The sequence below is a fragment of the Bacteroides sp. NSJ-39 genome (assembly GCF_014287315.1).
Classification (GTDB): domain Bacteria; phylum Bacteroidota; class Bacteroidia; order Bacteroidales; family Bacteroidaceae; genus Bacteroides; species Bacteroides finegoldii.
The window spans coordinates 98,671-125,669 of record NZ_JACOOB010000004.1; the positions used below are offsets into that span (position 1 = coordinate 98,671).

19 protein-coding genes and 1 pseudogene are annotated in these 26,999 nt (G+C 42.5%); 11 read left to right on the forward strand and 9 right to left on the reverse strand.

Annotated elements, in window-relative coordinates:
• Positions 1 to 1,020: a nucleotidyl transferase AbiEii/AbiGii toxin family protein gene (locus H8S63_RS06255; protein WP_186926144.1), complete on the forward strand. Its 1,020-nt coding sequence runs from the start codon at positions 1 to 3 to the stop codon at positions 1,018 to 1,020.
• Between the two features lie 343 nt (positions 1,021 to 1,363).
• Here the strand turns inward: H8S63_RS06255 and H8S63_RS06260 are convergent, their stop codons facing one another.
• Together H8S63_RS06260 and H8S63_RS06265 are read right to left on the reverse strand one after the other, a co-directional pair.
• Positions 1,364 to 3,415: a cytochrome c biogenesis protein CcdA gene (locus tag H8S63_RS06260; RefSeq protein ID WP_186926146.1), complete on the reverse strand. Its 2,052-nt coding sequence runs from the start codon at positions 3,413 to 3,415 to the stop codon at positions 1,364 to 1,366.
• A 17-nt stretch (positions 3,416 to 3,432) separates the two neighbouring features.
• A complete protein-coding gene (locus H8S63_RS06265) occupies positions 3,433 to 3,732 on the reverse strand; it encodes a Dabb family protein (protein WP_007754429.1) in 300 nt (99 codons plus the stop codon).
• Between the two features lie 100 nt (positions 3,733 to 3,832).
• Here H8S63_RS06265 and udk point away from each other — a divergent pair, with 100 nt between their 5' ends.
• Positions 3,833 to 4,444 (forward strand): uridine kinase, encoded by a 612-nt coding sequence (gene udk / locus H8S63_RS06270; RefSeq protein ID WP_007754428.1) that lies wholly within the window; start codon positions 3,833 to 3,835, stop codon positions 4,442 to 4,444.
• 17 nt (positions 4,445 to 4,461) lie between these two features.
• Positions 4,462 to 5,853, forward strand: a complete 1,392-nt coding sequence (locus tag H8S63_RS06275) for a transglycosylase SLT domain-containing protein (RefSeq protein ID WP_186926148.1) — start codon at positions 4,462 to 4,464, stop codon at positions 5,851 to 5,853.
• Between the two features lie 3 nt (positions 5,854 to 5,856).
• On the opposite strand, the pseudogene H8S63_RS06280 reads toward H8S63_RS06275, so the two are convergent.
• The 7 genes and pseudogenes from H8S63_RS06280 to H8S63_RS06305 all read right to left on the reverse strand — a co-directional run bounded on the left by H8S63_RS06280 (position 5,857) and on the right by H8S63_RS06305 (position 12,300).
• Positions 5,857 to 6,892, reverse strand: a pseudogene (locus tag H8S63_RS06280) (hypothetical protein).
• A complete protein-coding gene (locus tag H8S63_RS19985) occupies positions 6,889 to 7,014 on the reverse strand; it encodes a symporter small accessory protein (protein WP_229102133.1) in 126 nt (41 codons plus the stop codon). Before H8S63_RS19985 ends, H8S63_RS06280 begins: the two are co-directional and overlap by 4 nt.
• A 112-nt stretch (positions 7,015 to 7,126) precedes the next feature.
• Entirely contained in the window at positions 7,127 to 9,874 is a 2,748-nt protein-coding gene (gene metH, locus H8S63_RS06285; RefSeq protein WP_186926151.1) for a methionine synthase, read from the reverse strand.
• 13 nt (positions 9,875 to 9,887) lie between these two features.
• Positions 9,888 to 10,340: an SsrA-binding protein gene (gene smpB / locus H8S63_RS06290; RefSeq protein ID WP_007754410.1), complete on the reverse strand. Its 453-nt coding sequence runs from the start codon at positions 10,338 to 10,340 to the stop codon at positions 9,888 to 9,890.
• A gap of 10 nt (positions 10,341 to 10,350) precedes the next feature.
• A complete protein-coding gene (locus tag H8S63_RS06295) occupies positions 10,351 to 10,896 on the reverse strand; it encodes a Yip1 family protein (protein WP_007754408.1) in 546 nt (181 codons plus the stop codon).
• 32 nt (positions 10,897 to 10,928) lie between these two features.
• Positions 10,929 to 11,717 (reverse strand): hypothetical protein, encoded by a 789-nt coding sequence (locus tag H8S63_RS06300; protein ID WP_255467632.1) that lies wholly within the window; start codon positions 11,715 to 11,717, stop codon positions 10,929 to 10,931.
• An 82-nt stretch (positions 11,718 to 11,799) separates the two neighbouring features.
• Positions 11,800 to 12,300 carry a DMP19 family protein gene (locus H8S63_RS06305; protein ID WP_032839677.1) on the reverse strand — a complete coding sequence of 167 codons (501 nt, stop codon included), beginning with the start codon at positions 12,298 to 12,300 and terminating at the stop codon, positions 11,800 to 11,802.
• Between the two features lie 888 nt (positions 12,301 to 13,188).
• Between H8S63_RS06305 and H8S63_RS06310 the strand changes: the two genes are divergently transcribed.
• From H8S63_RS06310 to H8S63_RS06345, 8 genes are all read left to right on the forward strand, one after another.
• Positions 13,189 to 13,890: an iron-sulfur cluster assembly scaffold protein gene (locus tag H8S63_RS06310; RefSeq protein WP_007759112.1), complete on the forward strand. Its 702-nt coding sequence runs from the start codon at positions 13,189 to 13,191 to the stop codon at positions 13,888 to 13,890.
• 19 nt (positions 13,891 to 13,909) lie between these two features.
• Positions 13,910 to 14,920: a GGGtGRT protein gene (locus H8S63_RS06315; protein ID WP_007754403.1), complete on the forward strand. Its 1,011-nt coding sequence runs from the start codon at positions 13,910 to 13,912 to the stop codon at positions 14,918 to 14,920.
• 313 nt (positions 14,921 to 15,233) lie between these two features.
• On the forward strand, positions 15,234 to 16,334 hold the full coding sequence (locus tag H8S63_RS06320) for a helix-turn-helix transcriptional regulator (protein WP_186926155.1): 1,101 nt from the start codon (positions 15,234 to 15,236) through the stop codon (positions 16,332 to 16,334).
• Between the two features lie 148 nt (positions 16,335 to 16,482).
• Entirely contained in the window at positions 16,483 to 16,881 is a 399-nt protein-coding gene (locus H8S63_RS06325) for a LytTR family DNA-binding domain-containing protein (RefSeq protein ID WP_186926157.1), read from the forward strand.
• Between the two features lie 57 nt (positions 16,882 to 16,938).
• A complete protein-coding gene (locus tag H8S63_RS06330; protein WP_186926160.1) occupies positions 16,939 to 22,539 on the forward strand; it encodes an alpha-2-macroglobulin in 5,601 nt (1,866 codons plus the stop codon).
• A gap of 33 nt (positions 22,540 to 22,572) precedes the next feature.
• A complete protein-coding gene (gene pbpC, locus H8S63_RS06335) occupies positions 22,573 to 24,918 on the forward strand; it encodes a penicillin-binding protein 1C (RefSeq protein WP_186926162.1) in 2,346 nt (781 codons plus the stop codon).
• Positions 24,919 to 24,987: 69 nt separating this feature from the next.
• Positions 24,988 to 25,422, forward strand: coding sequence for a hypothetical protein (locus H8S63_RS06340; RefSeq protein WP_186926164.1), 435 nt, complete (start codon positions 24,988 to 24,990; stop codon positions 25,420 to 25,422).
• Between the two features lie 126 nt (positions 25,423 to 25,548).
• Positions 25,549 to 26,976, forward strand: coding sequence for a Na+/H+ antiporter NhaC family protein (locus H8S63_RS06345; RefSeq protein ID WP_007754342.1), 1,428 nt, complete (start codon positions 25,549 to 25,551; stop codon positions 26,974 to 26,976).
• Positions 26,977 to 26,999 lie beyond the last annotated feature (23 nt).

The following is a 26,999-nucleotide window of genomic DNA, read 5'->3' on the forward strand; positions in this document are numbered from 1 at the left end:
ATGGGAAAACTGTGGTTAAATAATGAAATAGTAGACCGATTGGCAATGTTACAGCAAACAGAAGCTGGACATCATGGTGTTAATCAAGTTGCTATTGAAAAGGACTGGTGGGTAACCGTTACATTGAAGGCATTATTCCAAACAGATTGCCGTGATTCTTTAATATTCAAAGGCGGAACATCGTTATCAAAAGGGTTTAATATCATAGAGCGTTTCTCTGAAGACATTGACTTGGCAATCAGTCATTCATTCTTTGATATTGAGAAGACTGGTAAAAGTCAGCGTGAGAAATTACGCAAAATGTCACGAGCATATATTCATGAGATTCTTTCTGCTCAATTAGATGCTCGCTTGAAAGAAATGGGAGTTTCTGGGTACAATATAGAGAATGTATCTCAAGTACAGGATAAAAATGGAGAATGGCGACCGATAGACTCAGACAAGGATCCTACTGTAATCTTATTACACTATCCGTCGATTCTTGAAGATACGATCAATTATATTCCTCCACGTGTAAAGATAGAGATTAGTTGTCTTTCAATGGATGAACCTACGGAGTTGCGGCAGATTCGTTCTCTAATAGGTGAAAGTTTTGATGGCGAAGATAGAGGTGCAGAAAGCCTTGTCAGAACTGTAGTGCCAACTCGTACATTCCTTGAGAAGTTATTTCTTTTGGCGGAAGAATTCCAAAAAGAAAAGCCAAGAAGTGTCCGAATGTCACGCCATCTGTATGATTTAGAAAAACTGATGGACACAGAATATGGTTTAGAAGCATTGTCGAATCGCAAACTTTATGATGCCATAGTTGAGCATCGTAAAACTTATTATGCTTTGAAGTATGTAAATTATGATTTGCATGCTCCATCATCCATTAGCTTTACAATACCAAAATCGGTTATGGATGCATGGCAAGATGATTATGCCGATATGAGGCGTTTCTTCATTTATGGTGAATCATTAGAGTTCGATGCACTTATGCAGAAAATGAGAGAGTTGCAAGAAAGAGTGAGGGTTATGTAAAAAGTCAAATAACCGAATAGTTCTGCGCCAAATTGCCGAAAATATATATATTTATTCTACGCAAAGAAAAAACATGATACTGAAAACATTCTGAAAAAGATTATATTCGTCTTCTGCCTAAATTCTCATTTGCATATTGTATCTTTAGAAAAGAACGTGCGATCAAGGATTTTATATCGGAAATATCTGATTCCTTATCAGAAAGGCTATCGGAAAGTATGAAGATAGGTGTGGAATTTACACAATATCAATCGTTGGCTGGTAGAGACGAAATAAAAAAAATAAAAGGCGGCTTCATCCAAGAATGAAGTCGCCTTTTATTAATCCATCGCCAGAGAAGTCATTACTTCTCCTTCCTATAATTTTCCAGTCCTACTTGCAGGAAGTCAATATATTTAGTTATATCTTCATCATAAGCATACGACTTGTTCAACGGTTTTCCCTGACCATCCAGCAATACATAGAAAGGCTGGGCGTTGGCACCGAATTTCACACGTTGCAGATAACTCCATTTGTCGCCTACAGTACGCAATGTACGTTCTGTACCATTTTCTACTACTTTCACCGGTTCCGAAAGCGGAGTTTTATCATCTACATATAAAGAGATGAGCACATAATCCTTATTAATAATATCACTCACCTTTGAATCTGTCCATACGGCAGCTTCCATCTTACGGCAATTCACACAACCATGTCCGGTAAAGTCAATCATAACCGGCTTACCTTGCTGGCGGGCATACTCCATTCCCAGCTCGTAATCCTTGAATTTTGGATGCACCTCATTCTCATACAAGTTAAAATCCTGCGTATGCATAGGCGGAGCGAATGCACTTACCGCCTTCAACGGTGCTCCCCACAAACCGGGAACCATATATACCGCAAACGCCAAAGAAATAAGCGCCATAAAAAAACGGGTAACTCCTACCTTATTATCATCATCGTCGTGCGGGAATTTAACCTTACCCAACAAATAGAATCCAAGCAAAGCAAAAATCACGATCCACAAAGCAAGGAACGTTTCACGGTCGAGCAGTCTCCATCCGTATGCCAAATCGGCTACCGACAAGAACTTAAGTGCGAATGCCAATTCAAGAAAGCCCAACGTCACCTTTATCACATTCATCCATCCACCAGACTTCGGCATAGATTTCAGCCATGACGGGAACAGAGCGAACAGAGTAAACGGCAGAGCCAATGCAATGGCAAATCCTAACATACCAATTGCCGGAGCAACCACACTTCCCGTTGTAGACACCTGTACGAGCAAAAATCCGATAATCGGACCTGTGCAAGAGAAAGACACCAAAGATAGAGTGAAAGCCATCAGGAAGATACTCAACAGACCGGTCGTTGATTCAGCCTTACTATCTACCGCATTTCCCCACTTCGACGGGAGCCTGATCTCGAAAGCTCCAAAGAATGAAGCTGCAAAAACCACCAACATCAAGAAGAAAAGAATATTAAAGATAGCATTGGTAGACAAAGCATTCAGCGCACTGGCACCGAAAATCAGTGTAATAGCCAACCCCAACGCAACATAAATCACTACGATAGACGCACCGTACGTCCATGCGTCACGAATACCTTTCTTCTTATCCTTGCTACGTTTCAGAAAGAAACTGACGGTCATCGGAATAATCGGCCATACACAAGGAGTAAACAATGCCAATAATCCACCTAGAAAACCTGTTATGAATATATATATCCAAGACATATCTTTCTGTCCATGCTCCTCTCCCAGCGCTTGCAGTTCACTAATGACCGGCTTCCAAAGCTCACTGGATGCAACAGCAGGCTGGATACCTGTAGACGCATCCACCGGAGTAGCGGGAAGCAGTTCGGTCATGGCAACCGTATCTTTTGAAACAGCTAAATCTGTCTCTGTCTTGTCTGCTTTATCCTCTTTAACCGATTTGTCCTCTTTAGCCGCCACCGTATTACCCTTAGCTTCTCCGGCAAACTTGAACGGAACCTGTGTCGGAGGCAGGCAACTTTCATCATTACAAGCTCCATATTCCAGATACCCATCTATCGCATAAGCCCCTCCTGTGAACTTCACCTTTTGGATAAACTTAGCCGTGTTCTCGAAATAGCGTACTTTCATCTCGAACAACTTGTCGAAAGCAGCTATCTCCTTACCTACCGGTTTCAACTTTCCTACCGGTTCAATCCCCGATTTGCTATCGACGTTGAATGTGGCGGAAATAGGTCCTCCGTCCCCAAGCTCAGTAGAATATACATGCCACCCCTTGTCAATGGTTGCAGTAAATACAATCTCCGCTTCCGTATCGGAAAGAGATTTCAACTCCGTTTTAAATTTCACAGGATCCTGTATCTGCGCTTGCAACACATAGACCACAAAGTTTAAAAGCAGAAAAGAAAATAGTTTTTTCATTCTTTTATTATTGGGGGTTATAACTCATAATCCACGCACGCACGGCTTTCCTTTGTTTCAGCCAGAATCTTACCGGCCGCAACATGTTCCGGATGCGTTGCATAGTATCTCACATCTTCTAAAGTATCAAACTCACTGTAAAGCGCGATGTTCCAAGTCTCACCCGGATTTATATTCAATCCGACCTCTACCTTACGGATTACAGAGATTTTAGCGGGAAGTGCTTCTATCGCTTCCTTAAATTTAGTCATGACTGCCAGCTTCTCTTCAGCGGGAACATCGTCTTTTAACTTAAATAATACAATGTGTTTTACCATTACCGTTGCTATTTTAATGAATTGTTTCTATATTTGTCTTCTATATACTGTATAAACAATGCAAATTTACTCCATTTAGTTTAAATATATACTTAAAGAGATGTTAATAATAGGCATAGCAGGCGGAACAGGTTCCGGAAAGACCACCGTTGTACGGAAAATCATAGAAAGTCTCCCCACAGGAGAAGTGGTGTTACTACCTCAGGACTCATACTACAAAGACAGCAGCCACGTCCCGGTGGAAGAACGTCAGAATATCAATTTCGACCATCCGGACGCTTTCGAATGGAGTTTGCTATCTAAGCATATCATGCTGTTGAAAGAAGGAAAAAGCATTGAACAGCCTACCTATTCTTATCTTACATGTACACGGCAGCCCGAAACGATTCACATCGAACCTCGCGAAGTGGTTATCATTGAGGGAATCCTTGCTTTATGTGATAAAAAATTGCGCAACATGATGGACCTTAAAATATTTGTAGACGCTGATCCTGACGAACGACTGATACGTGTTATCCAAAGAGACGTGATTGAACGCGGACGTACTGCCGAAGCGGTCATGGAACGTTATACGCGGGTTCTGAAACCAATGCATCTACAATTCATCGAACCTTGCAAGCGTTATGCCGATCTTATTGTACCGGAAGGTGGAAACAATAAGGTAGCTATTGATATTCTGACAATGTATATCAAGAAGCACCTCAAGAATTAAAAATTGAAAATTAAAGAATGGGCGTTAGGACACTGATTATTCCTTTATTCCTTGTATTATTCTGTTGCGTGTTCGGATGTAAGAACACGCGACCCAATCCTGTAAGCGAGAACGCATACGACCTTCCGCAGATAAAAGACAGCGGCGAACTGGTTGTATTGACACTATACAGTTCTACTTCCTACTTCATTTATCGGGGACAGGAAATGGGATTTCAATACGAACTTAGCGGTCAGTTTGCCAAAAGTCTGGGATTAAAACTTAGGATCGAAGTAGCTAACAGTGTCGATGAACTGATCCGGAAATTACTGGCAGGCGAAGGAGACATGATTGCCTACAATCTACCCGTAACAAAGGAATGGAAAGACAGCCTTATCTATTGCGGTGAGGATATCATCACCCATCAGGTTATTGTGCAACAGGGAAAAGGAAAACAAAAACCCTTGAAAGATGTAACGGAACTGATAGGGAAAGATATCTATGTAAAGCCCGGAAAGTATTACGACCGTCTTGTCAACCTGAACAACGAATTGGGAAGCGGCATTCAAATCCATAAGGTAACCAATGACAGTATCACTACCGAAGACCTGATCACACAAGTAGCACAAGGCAAGATTCCATACACGGTAGCCGACAACGATTTGGCCAAGCTTAATAAAACGTATTATCCCAACTTAAATATTGGCTTGTCTATCAGTTTTGACCAACGTTCATCATGGGCTGTGAGAAAAGACTGTCCCGAGCTGGCGGCAGCAGCCACCAAATGGCATGAGGAAAATATGACCTCTCCTGCCTATACAGCCAGTATGAAACGCTACTTCGAGAATAGCAAAATGATGCCCCATTCTCCTATCCTTTCACTAAGAGAGGGGAAGATATCGCACTATGATGATTTATTCAAGAAGTACTCCAAAGATATCGGTTGGGATTGGCGTATGCTTGCTTCATTGGCTTACACGGAATCCAATTTCGATACCACAGCCGTGTCTTGGGCCGGAGCAAAAGGGCTGATGCAATTAATGCCCGCTACCGCACGGGCTATGGGAGTTCCGCCCGGAAAGGAACAGAATCCGGAAGAAAGTGTCAAAGCGGCAGTCAAATATATCGCAGCTACCGACCGTAGTCTCAGCATGATTCCCGATAAGCAGGAACGTCTCAGTTTTATCCTGGCTTCCTACAATGCCGGATTAGGACATATTTATGATGCGATGGCACTGGCCGAGAAATACGGTAAGAACAAACTGGTATGGAAAGACAATGTAGAAAACTTCATCTTGCTCAAGAGCAATGAAGAGTACTTCACCGACCCGATCTGTAAAAACGGATATTTTCGTGGCATAGAAACTTATAATTTTGTCCGTGACATCCTGTCGCGCTATGAATCCTACAAAAAGAAAATCAAAGCGTAATACTTATTTCTTATAGGTCATCATGCTGACTCCGATAATAGCCAACACAGACAGAGGCAACGCAAACAATATCGGATCTATGACCGAAAAAGGATAGGTGGAGATCAGCACATCCCTGCCAAACAGCGCCTTACAGATACCCAATACAGAAATAGGCGGGCAGGAAAGCAGCGGCACAGATTCCCATGAAGATAGAAGTGCCACGTGCTATGATGTCATGCGGAAGCATATAACAAATAATATAACTGACCAAGATAGAAAACAGTACCCCAAGACGAATAACGTTAGTCAACTTGTCACGCGAACGGGGTTTGTACGTCCCATAAATATCGGAACCGACGGAAGCCCCCATCGTATGGAATTGCGAACTGAACGTAGACATACTCCGTTGCTACCGCACCCTCCGTCTTCAAAAAGAATAGATTGCTCAATGCGTCGGCATGATAGATAGCTCCTACGGTTATTATCAAGAAAAAACAACCGATGAACACCCCGCGATTCAACTGCTTGCTGCTCTCCACAGTCATAAAACGAACCACCAGCTGAGGTTGTGCAAGACAACCGATTCCCACTCCCCGAATAAGGGAAGTAACCAATGAATACCATTGCGGAGAACCGGTCACTGGCATTGCCGTCCACCCTTGATGTCCCAATACCCTGAACTTTTCCGGAACTAACGGAGCAATTGCCGTCAATTCCTTATTGGCTTCGGTAAAGTACTCACATTCAGTTTTACCCCCATACGTCGGGTACGCAAACCGAAAAAGATAAAGGCAATGACAACTCCGATAAACATATTGAGGAAACACAGCCATTGGATTCCCATTCCGAAAGCAGCAGCCACTCCCCCGAAACCAACGATAGCGGACGCCGAAATGAAAGTAGCCCCATAGGAAAGTACCATAACGATAGGATTCATCTGACGGCCACCTACCAGATAATCGCTGGCGGACGTCGTTTTCTTATATCCCAGAAAGCCTAAATAAGCGAGTGACAGCAGATAGGCTACCACAATCAGTCCAAGTGTAAATGTATTCATCGTGTTTCGTCTTTTTCGTCGTCCTTATTCCAATATTCCAGCCCGAACCAGACCGCAAACACCACGCATACCACTGAAAGCAGGTATGGCAAAATGATAAAAGGGTCGTCTATTCCAAACATTTACGTATTAGATATGAATTAATCAGAACGCAAATGTAAGGAATTTATCGAAAAGACAAAACTTTTGCTTACTAATACTGATTATAACGTATCTTTTTTCTTATACAGAATGCTAAAACAGATTCAGCCGGTTCTTCTGGGCCTCTTCCAATGAGACGGTTTCACGACGCAGCAAACCACTCTTTTCACGAAGCGCTCTATATTCCGTTTCCAACTCATTTACCAGTTCGGCTTTCGCCTGTGGATTCAACAATCTGGCGGCAACGCCCGCATTCTGGGAAGCGTCTTTCAAATGCACTACCGGAGCATGATAGACAGGAGCTATTTTTAATGCCGTATGCATCTTCGACGTGGTGGCTCCACCAATCAAAAGAGGAATATCCAATCCCGCTTTCTCAAGTTCACCTGCCACATGAGCCATTTCTTCGAGAGACGGCGTAATCAGCCCACTCAATCCGATCATATCCACTTTCTCTTCAATAGCCCGCTGCACAATGGTTTCGGCTGGGACCATCACTCCTAAATCAACAATATCGTAACCGTTGCAAGCCATTACTACGGCAACGATATTCTTTCCAATATCATGCACGTCGCCTTTCACGGTTGCCAATAATATCTTTCCGGCAGAGGTCGTTCCCTCCGTCTTTTCCGATTCGATGATGGGTTGCAAGATGGCAACGGCTTTTTTCATGGTACGCGCAGTCTTTACAACCTGAGGAAGAAACATTTTACCCGCCCCGAAAAGTTCACCGACATAATTCATTCCATCCATCAACGGACCTTCAATCACATCGACCGCTTTATTATAGAGTGGCAAAGCCTCCGCCAAATCCTGTTCGAGATAATCACCGATACCTTTCATCAAAGCATACTTCAAACGTTCTTGAACAGAGTCCTCCCTCCATGCATCCTGCTTGACAGCTGTCTGTCCGGTTGTTCCGTTCATGGTCGCTTTCAAAGACTCCGCCAACTCAATAAGACGTTCGGCTGCATCCGGACGACGGTTCAACACGACATCCTCAATCTTCTCCAGTACGTCCGTCGGGATATCGCTATACAGAACAGAGGTTCCCGGATTCACAATGCCCATATCCACTCCCTGCTGAATAGCATGATAAAGGAATACGGCGTGCATCGCTTCACGAATATAATTATTGCCGCGAAACGAGAAAGAAAGATTACTGACTCCCCCACTGATATGGGCACCGGGAAGATTCCGTTTAATCCATCCGGTAGCTTCGATAAAATCTACCGCGTAATTATTGTGCTCTTCAATCCCTGTAGCTACGGCAAGCACGTTGGGGTCAAAGATAATATCATGCGGATTGAACCCCACCTTATCTACTAAAAGGTGGTAAGCACGTTGGCAAACCTCTATCTTACGGGCGGCAGTATCCGCCTGTCCTTTCTCATCGAAAGCCATTACTACGGCAGCAGCGCCATACTGTTTGACAATCCGGGCATGTTCAAGAAAGACTTCTTCCCCTTCTTTCAAAGAAATAGAGTTGACAACCGATTTACCTTGAAGGCATTTCAATCCGGCTTCTATTACCTCCCACTTAGAAGAGTCGATCATCACCGGAACACGAGCTATTTCCGGTTCAGACATGATGAGATTCAGGAAAGTTGTCATTTCCGACTTTGCGTCCAACAATCCGTCGTCCATATTCACATCAATCACCAAAGCTCCGTCCTCCACTTGTTGGCGGGCTATGGAAAGGGCCTCATCATATTTCTTCTCATTAATGAGCCGGAGGAATTTGCGTGAGCCTGCCACGTTACAACGCTCGCCGACGTTCACAAAATTGATTTCCGGTTTCACTTCCAGCAGTTCAAGTCCGGAGAGCCACATACATTCCGGCTTGGCAACAGGAATATGGGGTTTCGCACCTTCCACCAAAGCCGGATACTCGGCTATGTAAGCATCGGTTGTTCCACAACAGCCCCCGATAATATTGACCAATCCTTCGTGAATATATTCTTTCACCTCATGGGCCATGTCCGCAGGAGTCTGATCATATTTGCCCAGACTATTCGGCAGACCGGCATTCGGATAAACACTTATATAGTAAGGTGCACGTGCCGCCAATTGTTCCAGAAAAGGTTTCAGCTGGCGGGCACCGAACGAACAGTTCAAACCGACGGAAAAGATGTCGGCATGTTGAACGGAAGCAAGAAACGCATCTAACGTCTGTCCGGATAAGGTTCTTCCACCGATATCGGATACGGTCACCGACAACATAACGGGTACTTTGACACCTGTTGTTTTCATTGCTTGTCCGGCAGCAAAAATAGCCGCTTTAGCATTCAACGTATCAAATATGGTTTCAATCAGGATAGCGTCTACTCCCCCCTCAAGCATAGCCTCCATCTGTTGCTGATAGGATGCAGCCAATTCGTCATAGCTTAAAGCGCGATAAGCCGGATTGTTGACATCCGGACTCATGGAACAGGTTTTATTCGTAGGTCCGACAGAGCCCGCTACAAAACGCGGTTTTTCGGGATTCTTCGCTGTATACTCGTCGGCTAGTTCGCGGGCAAGTTTTACTGCGGCAAGGTTCATTTCACGCACGTATTCTTCCACGTGATAATCAGCCATAGAAACAGTGGTCGAACTGAATGTATTCGTTTCGATGATATCCGCACCGGCTTCAAGATATTTACGGTGAATATCCTGAATCACATCCGGGCGTGTCAGACACAACAGGTCATTGTTTCCTTTCAATTGTCCGGGAATATGAGCAAACCGCTCACCACGAAAATCTTCTTCCTTGAGGTTATATTGTTGAATCATTGTACCCATTGCTCCATCTAGGATAAGGATGCGTTCGGATACAATCTGAGAAATTGTCTTTTTCATTTATCCTATCATGTCATCGTTTGAACATTCTTGCCATATCCCTGCGGTCGTCTTTCTCTTTGATCGATTCTCGTTTATCGTATTCTTTCTTACCCTTCGCCAAGGCAACTACGAGTTTCGCCAACCCTTTCTCATTGATAAACAAACGCACGGGAACAATCGTAAAGCCGGGATTCTTCATTTCCCTTTGGAGTTTTTCCAATTCTTTTTTGTTAAGCAACAACTTCCTCTCTCTACGTGCCGTATGATTATTATACGAACCGTAGAAGTACTCGGCGATATGCATATTCTTCACCCATAATTCGCCTTTCGCAAAATAACAAAACGTATCTACCAGGCTTGCCTTTCCCAAACGAATGGATTTGATTTCCGTACCTGTCAACACAATACCTGCCGTATAGGTATCTATCAGTTCGTAATCAAACGTAGCCCGTTTATTTTTTATATTTACAGAGGGTTGTTTCATCTTCACACATTTAATTAAGTATGGCTGTCAGTTTATTGAAAACAATCTGAATCACCGTCGGACATAGTATTAACAACGCAGATGAGAAAAGGGTGTATCTCAATCGCAATTTTTCTTCTACGCCCATCAATGCGGGAACTCCTTCCCATACCACATATACGATGTAGAATTGCAGCAGCCAAGCAATAATTCTAAAATCAGGTAATAGTCCGGTTACAATCTGGAGCAGGAATGGTACAACAAGCGCATATCCTGCAAACTGTTGCGCCAATGGTATATCACTATGCATACCAAACATTCGCGTCCCCATCTCATTTATGGCGTATGCTGCCAGAAAATAGCCTCCGAACAGGGCTACCGCTACGGCACAACAATTGGTCATAGCTATCTGGAAACTTTGCGGACCTCCCCATCCATTGGTCAGTAACGAACCAATGAATACGGACAGACCGCATAAACCAATCATAGGATAAACAAAAGCCATATATACTTTTCGCCTATCCTCTTCCATAGAAATTTCCTCCCAAGCCTTAGCCGGAGAGGAAATCAATTTCATTGCTATGTTAAATAGTTCTTTGTAGTTCAATGTTATTCAGTAGTATAAGTTACCTCGTTCGTACCATCTATCGCCCCTTCCAAAGAGCCGCCAGTAGATGTATTAAGTTTCGTCTTTATTTTTATAGTAGTAGGTACTGTTCCCGATTTTTCACTAAAAGCTGTTATAGCTGCAGTCAAATCGTACACTTTATAGCCTTCCGCCCACCTGTCACGAGTAACTTTCTCACCTTCTGCGTCACTAATTTTATGATTAAGTGTCAATTCAAATGTTTTCGCACCACTTGCTATGTTAGTAACATCATACGTTAAAACAAAAGAGTGCTTATTAAATTCTTCTTTTTGCTTATCAGTATTTTCTTCTACTTTTACCCAATAGCCAAAGGGAACCAGCAATTTTTTATTATAAAGTAAAAAAGAAGATGGAAATAAAGATGTACCCAAAGAATACAATGCTGCATCAGCCTCGTAATCCGCAGAGTTTGCCACCGGTCCCTCGTCATCATCAGCATCAATTGCTACCGGAGCACTTCCTTGATAGAGTGTCACAGTTATTGAAGCTGCAGAAACAGATTGTTCCTCTGTATTAAATTGATAATAAAACATATACGTTTTCCCATACTTTAAGTCAAGCAAGGTCGCATCTTTTACAACTAATTTCTGATTGTTTGAGACTGCGAAAGTAGCAGGATATGTACTAACACATTCAGCTACAGCCAATCCTGTATAAACTGGATTATTTTCTCCATTCATACAAGAAGTCACCGACACACTCATCACCACAGCCATCAAAGCTACCAATAAAAATTTCATCTGTTTCATAAACATATTTTTTAGATTTTGCAAAGATATAAATTCTGATTCACACTTACTAAATGCAAATACTTAAAAAATACTGCATTCATCATTTTATTATTTTTGCAAAAAGGTCTAAATGGTCATCCACATAACTTGCGACCAATGCCGTAACCTGTTCCTCCATCTCCAAATAAGCCTCTTCCAACTCATCAAAAGCCTCATACTGCTCGTACATAGCCATAAATTCATCATCTGTCCGTTCCTTCTCCAGGTCTTTTCGGTTGACATCATATATTTTTTTTGCTTTATAGACCAATTTCGACAACTCATCCGCTCCCCATGAACGCATTACTTTAGCAAACGGATTATCAAAAATATATCCGCCATAGCCATTCTGAATCAACTGACAAAATCCGCCAACCATTATCTCGTCACGAAAAATCTGATAAGCGAGTAAAGAATGTTGTTCCCCCGTTAACAAAGGCATAGTTTCGGCAGTCAGTTCACCACCAATCACCTCCTTATATTTATCGGTAAACACTTGGATGAATTCATCCATTCCCTCACCCGCAGCTTTTTGCAAAGCGGACTCCATTACTTCTATCATAGTTCTTTCCAAATAAATGATGTGCAAAGCTACGAATTTCATCCTATATCCAAGTACGAAAAACATAAATAAATTTGCAGCCCTACGAATTATAAGCTAATATCTACATAAGGTTTTAAAACGCCAGTTTTATTGTCATTTGTCATTTTCACGAGTTAATCAACTGATAATAAGAAAGATAAAAATGACAATAGACACTGACAATAGGATGACAATAAAGTGACAAACGAACTATATTATCACTTTCAACGTTCACCACATCAAACTATCATATTGAAAATCAATCAATTCAGTAAAAAGTCATCTTTTATCCGTTTATTCTAAGAATTGCACTTTTCTCCACCAAAACTTCAATTTCGGCTCACAAATGATCATACTTAGACCATTTAACAAATATATCCTGCTATTCTCTTCCGAAAATCGACACGTTCATCACCTTTATTTATTACCAGATAAGTCTCACTCCAGCATAGACAAAGTTGCTTTCAACTGATAATTAATTTACTTCGATTGCATACAAACTATAAATGAAAGTTCCGTTTATAAAAACAAAGGCTTTGATTATACAAATGAAGATTGCGTTTATAAAAACGAAGCCTTCGTTTATAGTTTAGCAGTAGTCTAAAGCAACTTAGAGATTAGGTAAAAAGAACTTTACGATAAGAAGAAAACAAGTTTACCCTCAATAGACAATGTCAATAATAGCAGTAGTTCGGCAAATGCAATCCCGACTTTACAAACTGAGAAAAACATAAAGGGATTTATCTCTTTTCACAAAAAAGTAATAAAAGGCGGTTTGCAGAAACAAATAAATCGACTACCTTTGTGGGCGATTTAGAGAATCGTGACTACGTATTTTTAATTATATCACTTAAAAAAGAGCTAATTATGACTTATTCACACGAAGTGGAACACATGTGTGTTGTAAAGAAGGGTCCTAATCACGGACCGGCTCCCATACCCGAAGAAGGCAAATGGGTAAAATCTAAAGAAATCGTTGATATTTCAGGTTTGACACACGGTATCGGTTGGTGCGCTCCTCAACAAGGTGCTTGTAAACTGACACTGAACGTTAAAGAAGGTATTATCCAGGAAGCTTTGGTTGAGACTATCGGATGTTCCGGTATGACTCACTCCGCTGCTATGGCTGCTGAAATCCTTCCGGGAAAAACAATCCTTGAAGCATTGAACACCGACCTTGTTTGCGATGCTATCAACACAGCTATGCGCGAACTGTTCCTGCAAATCGTTTACGGACGTACCCAATCAGCTTTCTCTGAAGGTGGTTTGATCATCGGTGCAGGTCTGGAAGACCTGGGTAAAGGTCTGCGTAGCCAGGTAGGTACTCTTTATGGTACTTTGGCTAAAGGTCCTCGTTACCTCGAAATGGCAGAAGGTTATATCAAACAAATCTTCTTGGACAAGAACGACGAAATCTGCGGATACGAATTCGTACACATGGGTAAGTTCATGGACGAAATCAAGAAAGGTACCGATGCGAACGAAGCTTTGAAAAAAGTTACAGGAACTTATGGACGCGTAACAGCAGAACAGGGAGCAGTTAAATCTATTGATCCACGTCACGAATAATATAAGGAGGAAAGAAACTATGATTAGAGAAGTAAAATTCGAAAGCCAAGACCGTCGTATGAAAGGCATTATCGAAGCCTTGAACGCTAACGGCATCAAAGATATCGAAGAAGCTAACGCAATCTGCGAAGCTGCCGGACTTGATCCTTATAAAACGTGTGAAGAAACTCAGCCTATCTGTTTTGAAAATGCAAAATGGGCTTATGTAGTAGGTACTGCTATCGCTCTTAAGAAGAACTGCACAAATGCTGCTGAAGCTGCTGAAGCTATCGGTATCGGTCTGCAAGCATTCTGTATTCCGGGTTCTGTAGCTGACGACCGTAAGGTTGGTATCGGTCATGGTAATCTGGCTGCCATGTTGCTGCGCGAAGAAACTAAATGTTTCGCTTTCCTGGCAGGTCACGAATCTTTCGCTGCTGCTGAAGGTGCTATCAAGATTGCTGCAAAAGCAGACAAAGTACGTAAAGAACCGTTGCGTTGCATCCTGAACGGTCTTGGAAAAGACGCTGCTCAGATCATCTCTCGTATCAACGGCTTTACTTATGTTCAAACTCAATTCGATTACTTTACAGGTGAACTGAAAGTTGTTCGCGAAATCGCTTACTCTGACGGTCCTCGTGCAAAAGTAAAATGCTATGGTGCTGACGATGTTCGCGAAGGTGTAGCTATCATGTGGAAAGAAGGTGTAGACGTATCTATCACAGGTAACTCTACTAACCCGACTCGCTTCCAACACCCAGTTGCTGGTACTTACAAGAAAGAACGTGTTCTTGCAGGCAAACCTTATTTCTCAGTTGCTTCCGGTGGTGGTACAGGCCGTACTCTTCACCCGGATAACATGGCTGCCGGACCAGCTTCATACGGCATGACAGACACAATGGGCCGTATGCACTCTGACGCTCAGTTCGCTGGTTCTTCATCAGTTCCTGCTCACGTAGAAATGATGGGATTCCTGGGAATTGGTAACAACCCGATGGTAGGTTGTACTGTAGCTTGTGCGGTTGACGTAGCTCAGGCTTTGAGCAAGTAATTTAATAAATTGCTATATACTAAATCCCTGTAACTAATAAGGTTATGGGGATTTATTGTTTATATACCTATAATGCTTACTTCTATTTCAATTCTGACAAACGGTCACAAATTTTGGCATATCATCCTAATATATTGGAAACGCTACGAAGATCAGTTTTAGAATTAACTAATTATATTTTGTAAGTACGCAAATAAATGCAATTTATCAACCGAATTTTGTTGGATAGAAACAAAACAACTACATTTGCATAAACTCATAATCACGTTATTAAACTTAATAGCCTTAAATATGCAGGTGAAGACTTATAAACATGGGAATACTACATTTATCAGTTGAACTAGCACTTGATTTGATTGCCCTTATATCGGGGATTATTCTTATCATTCGTGCCAAAGACAATTATCCTCAATTATATTGGGGAATCATAGCAGTCGGTATAGGGTTCATGTTTTCATGGGAAAACATCGGATGGCTGACGATTGTCACGGACACCCCGGAATATGACTTCACAGAATTGCTCAATATTGATAAAATGCTTAAATGGTACGCTTTGGCCAATATCGTAGCACTATTTCCCATCGCATCCTTATCTCCGGGATATTTCAACCATTTCAGAATATTCACCTTCTTATTGCCTCCTATCATTACCATAACGGTAGGAATCTGCTATCTGTACTTCAATGGCAACATAACGGCTATCCATTCACTAAATGAGATAATGCCCAATATCGGTAATATGGATGTCAAACTCAGAATCAGTATATTCCTGCTTTCTGTCATCACTCCTCTCTTTATTCTCATTTATGTCACCAGCCGTGTTAAGACACATCGTAAGATGAATAGAAACATGTATCTATTCATGGGATTCTTATTCCTATTTCTTGGTATATACATCCTATTCACATTAAGCATTAATGAGTTTATCTTCAATTTATTCGGTATTACAGCAATCGTTTTTACTGTTTTATTTTCAATGCTATATTTACGATATGAGAATCCGTTTTCAGACCATATCAGTATGGTGTATAATACAGAAGAAGAAAATCCTGAAGAAATGAGAAACTCATTTCAGCCACTCACACTCTTCACCACAATCGAGAGTTATTTAAAGAAAGAACATCCTTACACAGATCAGAAATACAGTATAAAAGATTTGGCAGAAGCCTTAAATGACAAAGAACGCAATATTTCGGATGCAATCAAAAGTCAGGGATTTACAGGTTTCCGTGAATATATTAATTATATCCGACTAGAGCATTTCAAACAACTAATCGCCCAAAATCCGGAAAAGAATGTGAAAGAGTTGATGTTTGCATGCGGATTTAGCTCACGGGCAACCTTCTACCGGAACTTTTCCGAAAGATATGGTATTTCTCCCAGTAAGTTCATTGAATATCAACAAAGTAAATAGAATTCTTCTATTTTGTAACGTACAAATCTTAATAATAAAAGTGTCTCATTATAGAAATGAGACACTTTTCATTTTTATAATTAAGAGTAATCTGCTACTTTTGACAGAAAATAAAAATTACGACACGGGAAATTAATAAATTAATATCATGAACCATCAACACATAAACATTGAACATTGCGACCAGACACAAATTACGCAACATCAAGAAAGCATATTTTTATATACCACTATTACCGGAAATTTGCAACTGATTCACTTGGAAGAAATCGGTTATTTCCGCTATAACTCAAAAAGCAAATTGTGGGAAGTCATGTTATCCAACAAACACACTCTGATATTAAAAAGAAACACGAACTCGCAAAAGATATTGAGTTTACACCCTTATTTGCTTCAGATCAGTCAATCCTACATTATTAATATCAGCTATCTGGCATCAATTGAAGACAATAATTGTGTATTACTCCCCCCTTTTAATGACGCCGAGCTCCTACAAGTAAGCAAGTCCTTCATGAAAAAGTTGAAGGAAAAATACCCCTGTCTATAAAAGAATCTATTATAAAAACAGTATATTTGTCCACTGAACCAATAAAAACTCTTTGCTATGGGACAAATAAAAACTGGACGTAGCAGCCTCGCTACCAAACTATTCTTTTTCATAATGTGGATTGTGACCTTTTCCGCATGTATGCACAGTCCGAAAGACATCATCCCCTCTGCAAAATATGCCCCCTATGTAAATGCCTACACAGGAGGAGTCATCTCCCAAAGTTCGACTATACGCATCGAGTTGACACACGATCAACCTATGGTTGACGTAAATAATGAGTTAAAAGATAATCCGTTCAGCTTTTCACCGTCTTTGAAAGGAAAAGCATATTGGATTAGCAATAACACCATCGAATTTGTTCCGGAAGAAGGTACTTTAAAACCGGGAGCATTCTACGAAGGAACTTTCCAGCTTGGAGATTTTATCGAGGTAGATAAAAAGCTAAAGGAATTTAACTTCTCATTCCGGGTGCAGGAACGTAACTTCACAATTCATACAGAACCTATAACGATTACAGCTACTCAACCCGACGAAGTGAACATAAAAGGAGAAATACGCTTTAGTGACGTTGTAAAGAAAGAAGAAGTTGAGAAAATGCTGATAGTCGGCAATGGCAAAAGTAAAAATTATCCGGTCGATATTACCTCCACCAACAATCCGACTCGTTATGAATTCAGTATCACCCGGATCTTGCGGGAAGCGGAAGATTACCAAATCCAACTGACAGCAAACGGCAATCCCGCCGGAATTGACCATACGCAAATCGAAGAAATCATGATTCCGGCAAAAGATAGTTTCCGCTTTCTGACCGCCAAACGCATTGACCAACCGGAAAACGGGATCGAAGTCGTATTCTCTGCTCCCATATCCAATATGCAAGATCTGAAAGGACTGATCGAGATACCGGAAGTATCTTCTTGCATCACCCAAATTAAGGATAATCAGGTTCTTATCTATTTTGAAACCAATAAAATAAATAAACTGACTTTGAATATCCATGAAGGAATAAAAAGCAGTCAAGACCGTAGTCTGGGGACTTCCCACTCTATCTCATTCAGCGAATTGAATCTGAAACCGCAAGTAGAGATGGCTACCTCAGCCGCTATTCTTCCCGATTCGAAAAGCCTGATTATTCCATTCCGTGCTGTCAATCTGTATGCAGTAGATTTAAAGGTTATCCGCATCTTTGAGAGTAACATCTTGATGTTTATGCAAAACAACTCTCTGGCCTCTGCCAATGAGTTGCGCCGTTCGGGACGCCTGGTTTATAAGAAAACATTGTGGCTAAGCAAGGATTCATCAAAAGATATTCATCAATGGGAAGATTACTCTATCGACCTTGCCGGACTGATTCATCAAGAACCGGGCGCCATCTACCGGGTTATCCTGTCTTTCCGCCAAGAATATTCCGCTTATCCTTGCGGTGGAAGTGAAGAAAACAAAGAAATGAAGTTTTCCGACACGACTTCCGACGGTCTGACAAAAGTTAGCGGTAGTATTTTGTCAGAGGCAGACGAAGCTGTATGGGACACTCCTGAGGCTTATTATTATTACAACGGCGAAACTATGGACTGGAGTTTGTATCGGTGGAAAGAACGGGATAATCCGTGCCACCCGTCCTATTATATGGGAGCAGACCGGACAGCTACCTGCAATGTCTTTGCCTCTAATCTGGGAATGCTCGTAAAGAAGAACTCCTTGAACAATCTGTGGATTGCAGTAAACAACATTTTGGACACAAAACCTGTCGGAAAGGCGCAAGTAACTGTTTACAATTTCCAGTTACAAACCATCGGTAAGGGAGAAACAAACGGAGAAGGCTTGGCGGAAATCGCTCCGAAAGGAGTTCCCTTCATTATCGTAGCAGAGGCAGACGGACAAAAAGCTTACGTACGTGTTGCAGACGGTGAAGAGCAATCGGTCAGCCGCTTCGATGTGGGTGGAAAGGATATTCAAAAAGGCTTAAAAGGATTTATGTATGGTGAAAGAGGAGTATGGAGACCGGGAGACACCTTACATATATCTTTCATTCTGGAAGACCGGGAAAAAAGAATACCGGACAAACATCCGGTAGCGCTGGAAATCTACAATCCGAAAGGCCAATTCTATACCAAAATGATCTCAACACAAGGGATGAATGGCTTTTACACATTTACTGTCCCTACTCAGGCAGATGCCCCTACCGGTCTGTGGAACGCATACGTAAAAGTAGGCGGTTCGACTTTCCATAAAGGGATACGCATCGAAACAATAAAACCCAACCGACTTAAAATAACGTTGGCATTGCCTAGAATTCTTCAAGCAACAGACAAAGAAGTCTATGCTCCACTCACTTCTGCCTGGCTGACAGGGGCTAAGGCTTCACATCTGAAAACCAAAGTAGAGATGTCACTGTCTAAAGTAAATACACAATTTAAAAACTACGGACAGTATATTTTCAATAATCCGGCTACAGATTTCACTACCATCAAGACAAATATGTTTGACGGAATGCTCAGCGCGGAAGGAAGAGCGGGAGTCACTTTAAAACTCCCTGCAGCAACCAATGCGCCGGGTATGCTAAACGCATCTTTCACCACCCGTGTATTCGAACCGGGAGGAGATGCCAGTATCTATACCCAAAGCGTTCCTTTCTCTCCGTTCACATCGTATGTGGGCATTAACTTGAATCAGCCAAAAGGCAAATACATAGAAACGGACAAAGATCATGTATTTGACATTGTGACAGTGAATCCGGAAGGACAGGCGGTGAGCCGTTCAAATCTGGAATATAAAATCTACCGTATCAGTTGGAGCTGGTGGTGGGAAAACAATGAAGAATCTTTCAGTTCCTATATAAACGGAACTTCCATCACTCCGGTAGCCAGCGGGAGTCTGCAAACCAACAATGGAAAGGCTTCTTTCAAATTCCGCGTCGATTATCCCAATTGGGGACGTTATCTGGTCTATGTGAAAGACAAAGAAAGCGGACATGCCACCGGAGGTACTGTCTACGTAGACTGGCCCGAATGGAGAGGACGTTCAAGTAAATCGGACCCCAGTGGTATTAAAATGCTTGCTTTCTCATTGAACAAAGATTCCTATGAGATAGGAGAAACAGCTATGGCTATTATCCCCGCAGCAGCCAACGGACGTGCATTGGTATCCATCGAAAACGGATCGACGGTACTCAAACAGGAATGGATCGAAGTTTCCAGCAAAGGAGATACAAAATATACGTTCAAGGTCACAGAAGAAATGGCTCCGAACGTATATCTGCACATCAGCTTGTTGCAGCCTCATGCGCAGACAGTGAATGACTTGCCTATCCGTATGTATGGTGTTGTCCCGGTATTCGTAACTAACAGTCAAACAATATTAAGACCGCAAATACAAATGCCGGAAGTGCTACGACCGGAAACGAACTTCAATGTGACCGTCAGCGAAAAGAGCGGGAAACCGATGACTTACACATTGGCTATCGTAGACGACGGTCTGCTGGACCTTACGAACTTCAAGACACCCGATCCTTGGAATGACTTCTATTCACGCGAAGCGCTCGGTATCCGGACATGGGATATGTACGACAACGTATTGGGAGCTTCCGCCGGAAGTTACGGTTCTCTTTTCAGTACAGGCGGGGACGCAGTTTTGAAACCGGCAGATGCAAAAGCAAACCGGTTCAAACCGGTCGTTAAATTCATAGGCCCTTTCTATCTGGGAAAAAGCAAACATCAGACACATACATTGAAACTTCCGATGTACGTAGGTTCTGTACGCGCTATGGTAGTGGCAGGACAGGACGGTGTTTATGGAAATGCAGAAAAGACGGCCTATGTACGGACACCGTTAATGCTGCTTTCCACCTTGCCGCGCGTGCTTAGTATTCAAGAGGAAATCACTGTTCCGGTAAATATCTTTGCAATGGAAAATCAGGTAAAGAATGTCACCGTATCTATTCAGGTTTCCGGTGGAGGAGTACAAATTGCCGGACCTTCGCAACAGTCGCTAACCTTCAATCAACCGGGCGACCAGCTTACATTCTTTACATTGAAGACCGGAAACAAAACAGGTAAAGCAACTATCCATCTGACGGCAAACGGGGGTGGACAGCAGACTAAAGAAACCATCGAAATAGACGTACGCAACCCGAATCCGGTCGTGACATTGCGCAACAGCCAATGGGTGGAAGCCGGACAAAGTGGAGAGGTATCGTATAGCCTAAGCGGTTTTTCCGACAACAATCATATTCAGTTGGAAGTATCCCGCATCCCATCCGTAGATATCACACGTCGATTCGACTTCTTATACGATTACCAACATCAGTGTACAGAGCAGTTGACTTCCAAAGCATTGCCGCTTTTGTTTATCTCTCAATTTAAAACGGTAAACGAACAGGAAGCAGAGAAAATAAAAACAAATGTACAGGAGGCTATCCGTCAGATTTATGCCCGGCAACTTCCCAATGGCGGTTTTGTCTATTGGCCGGGGAATGCCGTCGCAGACGAATGGATCAGTTCATATACCGGAATGTTCCTGACATTGGCACAAGAAAAGGGATATGCCGTCCATTCAAACGTATTGAATAAGTGGAAACACTTCCAACGTGCAGCAGCCCAGAACTGGCGTATGCCACAGGATGCAAACAGCTGGCAACTATGGCAGTCGGAGCTGATGCAAGCCTTCCGCCTATACACGCTGGCATTGGCCGGTATACCGGAGTACGGAGCTATGAACAGAATGAAGGAACAGCAAGGATTATCTATTCAAGCCAAATGGAGATTGGCAGCCGCCTACGCATTGACAGGAAAAATGAAACCAGCCGAAGAATTGGCATATAAGACAGCAACCAGTGTCACTCCCTATTCTTCAATGAACTTTATTTACGGTTCGTCCGACCGGGATGAAGCAATGATTCTGGAAACATTAATCTTGATGAACCGGGAACGGGATGCACTTCAACAAGCAAAGAAAGTCTCGCAGAATCTGTCACTAGAGGACTATTTCAGTACTCAGTCTACCGCATTTGCCCTCATGGCAATGGGACGCTTGGCAGAAAAGTTATCAGGCACACTTGATTTCACATGGACATGGAACGGCAAGCAACAACCTGCCGTGAAATCTGCCAAAGCGGTATTTGACAAAGAGATTCCTACTTCACCGAAATCCGGAACAGTCTCTGTAAAGAATCAAGGCAAGGGAGCATTGGGAGTAGACATTATCACGCGCACACAATTGCTGAACGATACGTTGCCCGCCATCTCAGATAATCTTCGGATGGATATAAGATATGCAACTCTGAACGGCACGCCCATATCCGCAGAAGAAATTAAACAAGGAACTGACTTTACCGCTGTCGTTTCCATATCCAATATTAGCGGAACATCGGATTATACCAATCTGGCATTGACACATATTATACCATCCGGGTGGGAAATATATAATGAACGAATGGCGACTGCCGGTACAGCTATCAATTACTCCTATCAGGATATCCGCGACGATCGTGTATTGACCTATTTCAATTTGTACCGTGGTGAGACAAAGGTATTTACTATCAGATTGCAAGCGGCATACACCGGTAACTTCATTCTTCCGGCTGTTCAGTGCGAAGCCATGTATGATACAACCGTGCAGGCACGAAGCAAAGCAGGAAGAACAACGGTGAGTCGCTAATACGAATTCTGTTGGTAAGAACAAACGCAATTCATGAAAGTTAAGATATCCGAGGTATTCAGAAATTTATCCGTCACCAAGAGAGTAATACTTGGCAGTATTACTCTCTTGGTGATGGGATATATGTTTTGTCTTCCCCGACAACTCTTTCATGTCCCCTACTCGACTGTCGTCACTGCTAGGAACGAAGAACTGTTGGGAGCACGTATCGCTTCCGACGGGCAGTGGCGTTTCCCTCCGAGGAATACGACACCGGAGAAAATAAAACACTGCCTTATCACTTTTGAGGACAAACATTTCTATCATCATTGGGGTGTTAATCCACTTGCCATCGGAAGAGCCGTTTATCAAAACATCAAGAACAAACGTATTGTAAGCGGAGGAAGCACACTGACCATGCAAACTATCCGGCTTGCACGAAACAAGCCCAGAACTTTCGGAGAGAAAATAATCGAAATGATCTGGGCTACACGTTTGGAATTCAGGGCTTCTAAAGAAGAAATCCTATCCATGTACATATCTCATGCCCCTTTCGGAGGAAATGTGGTAGGACTGGATGCGGCCGCCTGGCGTTATTTTGGTCATTCAGCCGAAGAGTTGTCATGGGCGGAATCGGCCATGCTTGCCGTATTACCCAATGCTCCAGCCATGATTCACCTATCCAAAGGACGGGAGACATTACTTGCCAAACGTAACCGGGTCCTTAAACTGCTCCATGAGAAAGAAATCATAGATTCGTCTACTTATGAGTTGGCTGTCAGCGAGCCTCTTCCCGAAGAGCCACATCTTCTTCCGCAAACAGCTCCCCACTTAGTCAGCCGTTTCTACAAAGAAAGAAATGGACAGTACTCACATTCCACCATTGACCGGGGGATTCAAATGCATATAGAAAACATCGCTGAACGTTGGAGCAATGAATTTAACCGAAGCGATATCCGCAATCTGGCCATTTTAGTAATCGACCTCCCTGCCAATCAAGTGATAGCCTATTGCGGGAATGTACATTTCGACCATCGGCAAGGAGGTAATCAGGTGGATGTAATTCAAGCTCCCAGAAGCACAGGAAGTATTTTGAAACCTTTTTTATATTATGCGATGTTGCAGGAGGGGGCATTATTGCCACATACACTACTTCCTGACATCCCCATTAACATAAACGGATTCAGTCCGCAGAATTTCAGCAGGCAGTATGAGGGGGCTGTGCCCGCTTCGGAAGCACTTTCCCGTTCACTGAATATTCCAGCTGTGACAATGTTACAAAAATATGGTGTTCCCAAATTTCATAATTTCCTGCAACAGACTGGATTCAAAACAATCACCCGTCCATCGTCCCACTACGGTTTATCCCTGATTCTGGGAGGAGCAGAAGCCACTTTATGGGATGTAACAAATGCGTACGCACAAATGGGACGAAGCCTGATTCCGAATCAGCATAGTGATGCAGTCCCTCAAAAAGAAGCCGACATCTTAATGGGAGAAGAGAACAAAAACGAAGCGATACAACAAAAATTCACTTGGGACAAGGGTGCAGTGTGGCAAACTTTCGACGCGCTAAAAGAAGTCAACCGCCCCGAAGAGATCGATTGGAAGTCCATCCCTTCCATGCAGACCATCGCCTGGAAAACAGGAACGAGTTATGGATTCCGGGATGCTTGGGCGGTAGGCGTCACTCCTCGTTACGCAGTCGGCGTATGGGTAGGAAACGCAACCGGTGAAGGAAAACCGGGATTAGTGGGCGCACAAACGGCAGGTCCCGTATTATTCGATGTATTCAACTATCTTCCCTCTTCATCGTGGTTTGAACGTCCGACCGGTGTTTTTATTGATGCAGAGGTATGCCGTCAATCCGGTCATTTGAAAGGACGCTTCTGCGAGGAGACGGACACAGTGCTTATACTTCCCTCCGGACTGCGAACGGAATCCTGCCCATATCATCACTTCATTACTTTATCTGCCGACGAGAAATATCGTATTTATGAGAATTGTGCCAATACGGAGCCTACTTTCCAAAGGTCATGGTTCGCACTGCCTCCTGTGTGGGAATGGTATTATAAACAGCATCATCCGGAATACAAGCCTCTTCCTCCGTTCAAATCAGGTTGCGGAGAAGATAGTTTCCAACCCATGCAATTCATTTATCCTCCGATGAATGCACGAATCAAGCTACCGAAACAATTGGATGGTAACAAAGGATTCATCACTGTCGAACTGGCTCACAACAATCCCGAAGCAATCGTTTTCTGGCATCTCGATGATATATATCTGATGCAAACACAGGATTTTCATAAAATATCCTTGCAACCTGAACCGGGAAAACACTCTCTGACAGCCGTTGATGGGGAAGGGAATACGGTTTCCACCACTTTTTTTATAAAATGAGTTATAAATCATAAGAAATGACTCAACAAAATAAGCAGTAAAACCGTTTATAGCAAAAAAGTAAAGCGAATGAAATACGGAGTCAACAAACAAATCTTACTCATTACAGCCGGCGCAGTATGGATTACAGCCGGTATCAATATATTACGAATAGGAATCATTACATGGTTAAACAACTCCCAAGACTGGATGTTCAAAATCGGAGAAGCAACTGTAGTTTTCCTGTTATTCTTCATACTCATCTTTAAAAGACTTTATTATAAACACACCCGGCGAATTGACGAGAAAAAGAAAACCCGTAACTGCCCTTTTTCTTTTTTTGATGTAAAGAGTTGGATCATTATGATATTCATGATCTCTCTAAGCATTACCATCCGGAGTTTCCATCTATTACCCGACAGTTTTATTTCCGTTTTCTACACCGGACTATCTATCGCTCTGATTCTGACCGGAATACTTTTCATACGATATTGGTGGCTAAAACGTAAGGTAAATTGGGGCTGATTCTATGTACCAAGAATATATAAACTTATACTAATTTTTATTGCTTCGTTCCATAACGCTAAGAATTTCGATCATTTTGTTATATCTTTGCAAACCAAAATAATATAGAGCATTAAAGAACTTAATATGAAAAAAGCCCCCTCCCCTTTTGTATCCCTGATACCAATTATCGTACTTATACTATTATTATTCGGTACTATCCATACTTTCGGTAGTGATGCTTTAAGTGGAGGAAGTCAAGTATCATTACTCACCACTACCGCTATTTGTATTCTTATCGGTATGGCATTCTACAAAATTCCTTGGAAAGATTATGAGATTGCCATCACAAACAATGTGGCCGGAGTGGCAACGGCTATTATCATTCTATTGATTATCGGTGCATTAAGTGGAATGTGGATGATCAGCGGAGTAGTACCTACTTTGATTTATTATGGAATGCAAATCATACATCCCAGTTTCTTCTTAGCATCCACCTGTATCATTTGTGTACTTATTTCCGTTATGACCGGTAGTTCGTGGACTACCATCGCTACCATTGGAATCGCACTGATGGGTATCGGCAGGGCACAAGGATTTGAAGAGGGATGGATTGCAGGAGCCATTATTTCCGGAGCTTATTTTGGAGATAAGGTCTCGCCTCTATCGGAAACAACCATATTGGCAGCTTCCGTAACTGATACTCCACTATTCCGGCATATCCGATACATGATGATAACGACAGTTCCTTCCCTCATAATCACTTTGATTATTTTTACTGTGGCAGGATTCTCACACGATGCCAGCAATACACAACATATCACCGAAGTGGCAACTGCTTTGAATGAAAAGTTCCACATTACTCCCTGGCTCTTGATTGTACCTATTGCAACAGGCATATTAATCGCCCGTAAGATTCCTTCCATCATTACCCTGTTCTTATCGACACTGCTGGCAGGAGTCTTCGCTTTGATTTTCCAGCCGGAGTTATTACAGGAAGTTTCCGGAATGGCAACTTCCGGCTTCGATTCATTGTTCAAAGGATTAATGATAACGATATATGGAAGTACAAGTCTGCACACAGACAATGCCGTTCTGTCAGATTTGATTGCCACACGCGGCATGTCCGGAATGCTGAATACGATTTGGCTCATTCTGTGTGCCATGTGTTTTGGTGGAGCAATGACGGCCAGCGGTATGTTGGGTAGTATCACTTCAATCTTTGTTCGATTTATGAAAAAGACGGTCAGTGTGGTAGGAGGTACGGTTTGCTCAGGCTTGTTTCTTAATCTGGCAACAGCCGACCAATATATCAGTATCATTCTGACGGGGAATATGTTTCGTGACATATATGCCAAGAAAGGATATGAAAGTTGCTTACTAAGCCGCACGACGGAAGATGCAGTAACCGTTACATCCGTACTGATCCCATGGAACAGTTGCGGGATGACTCAGGCCACCATTTTAAGTGTGCCCACACTTGTATATCTTCCCTATTGCTTTTTCAACATTATCAGCCCTTTAATGAGTATTGCCGTCGCAGCTATCGGATACAAAATTGCACGACGTTCGTGAACAATCCGGCATACTCTTTGTTT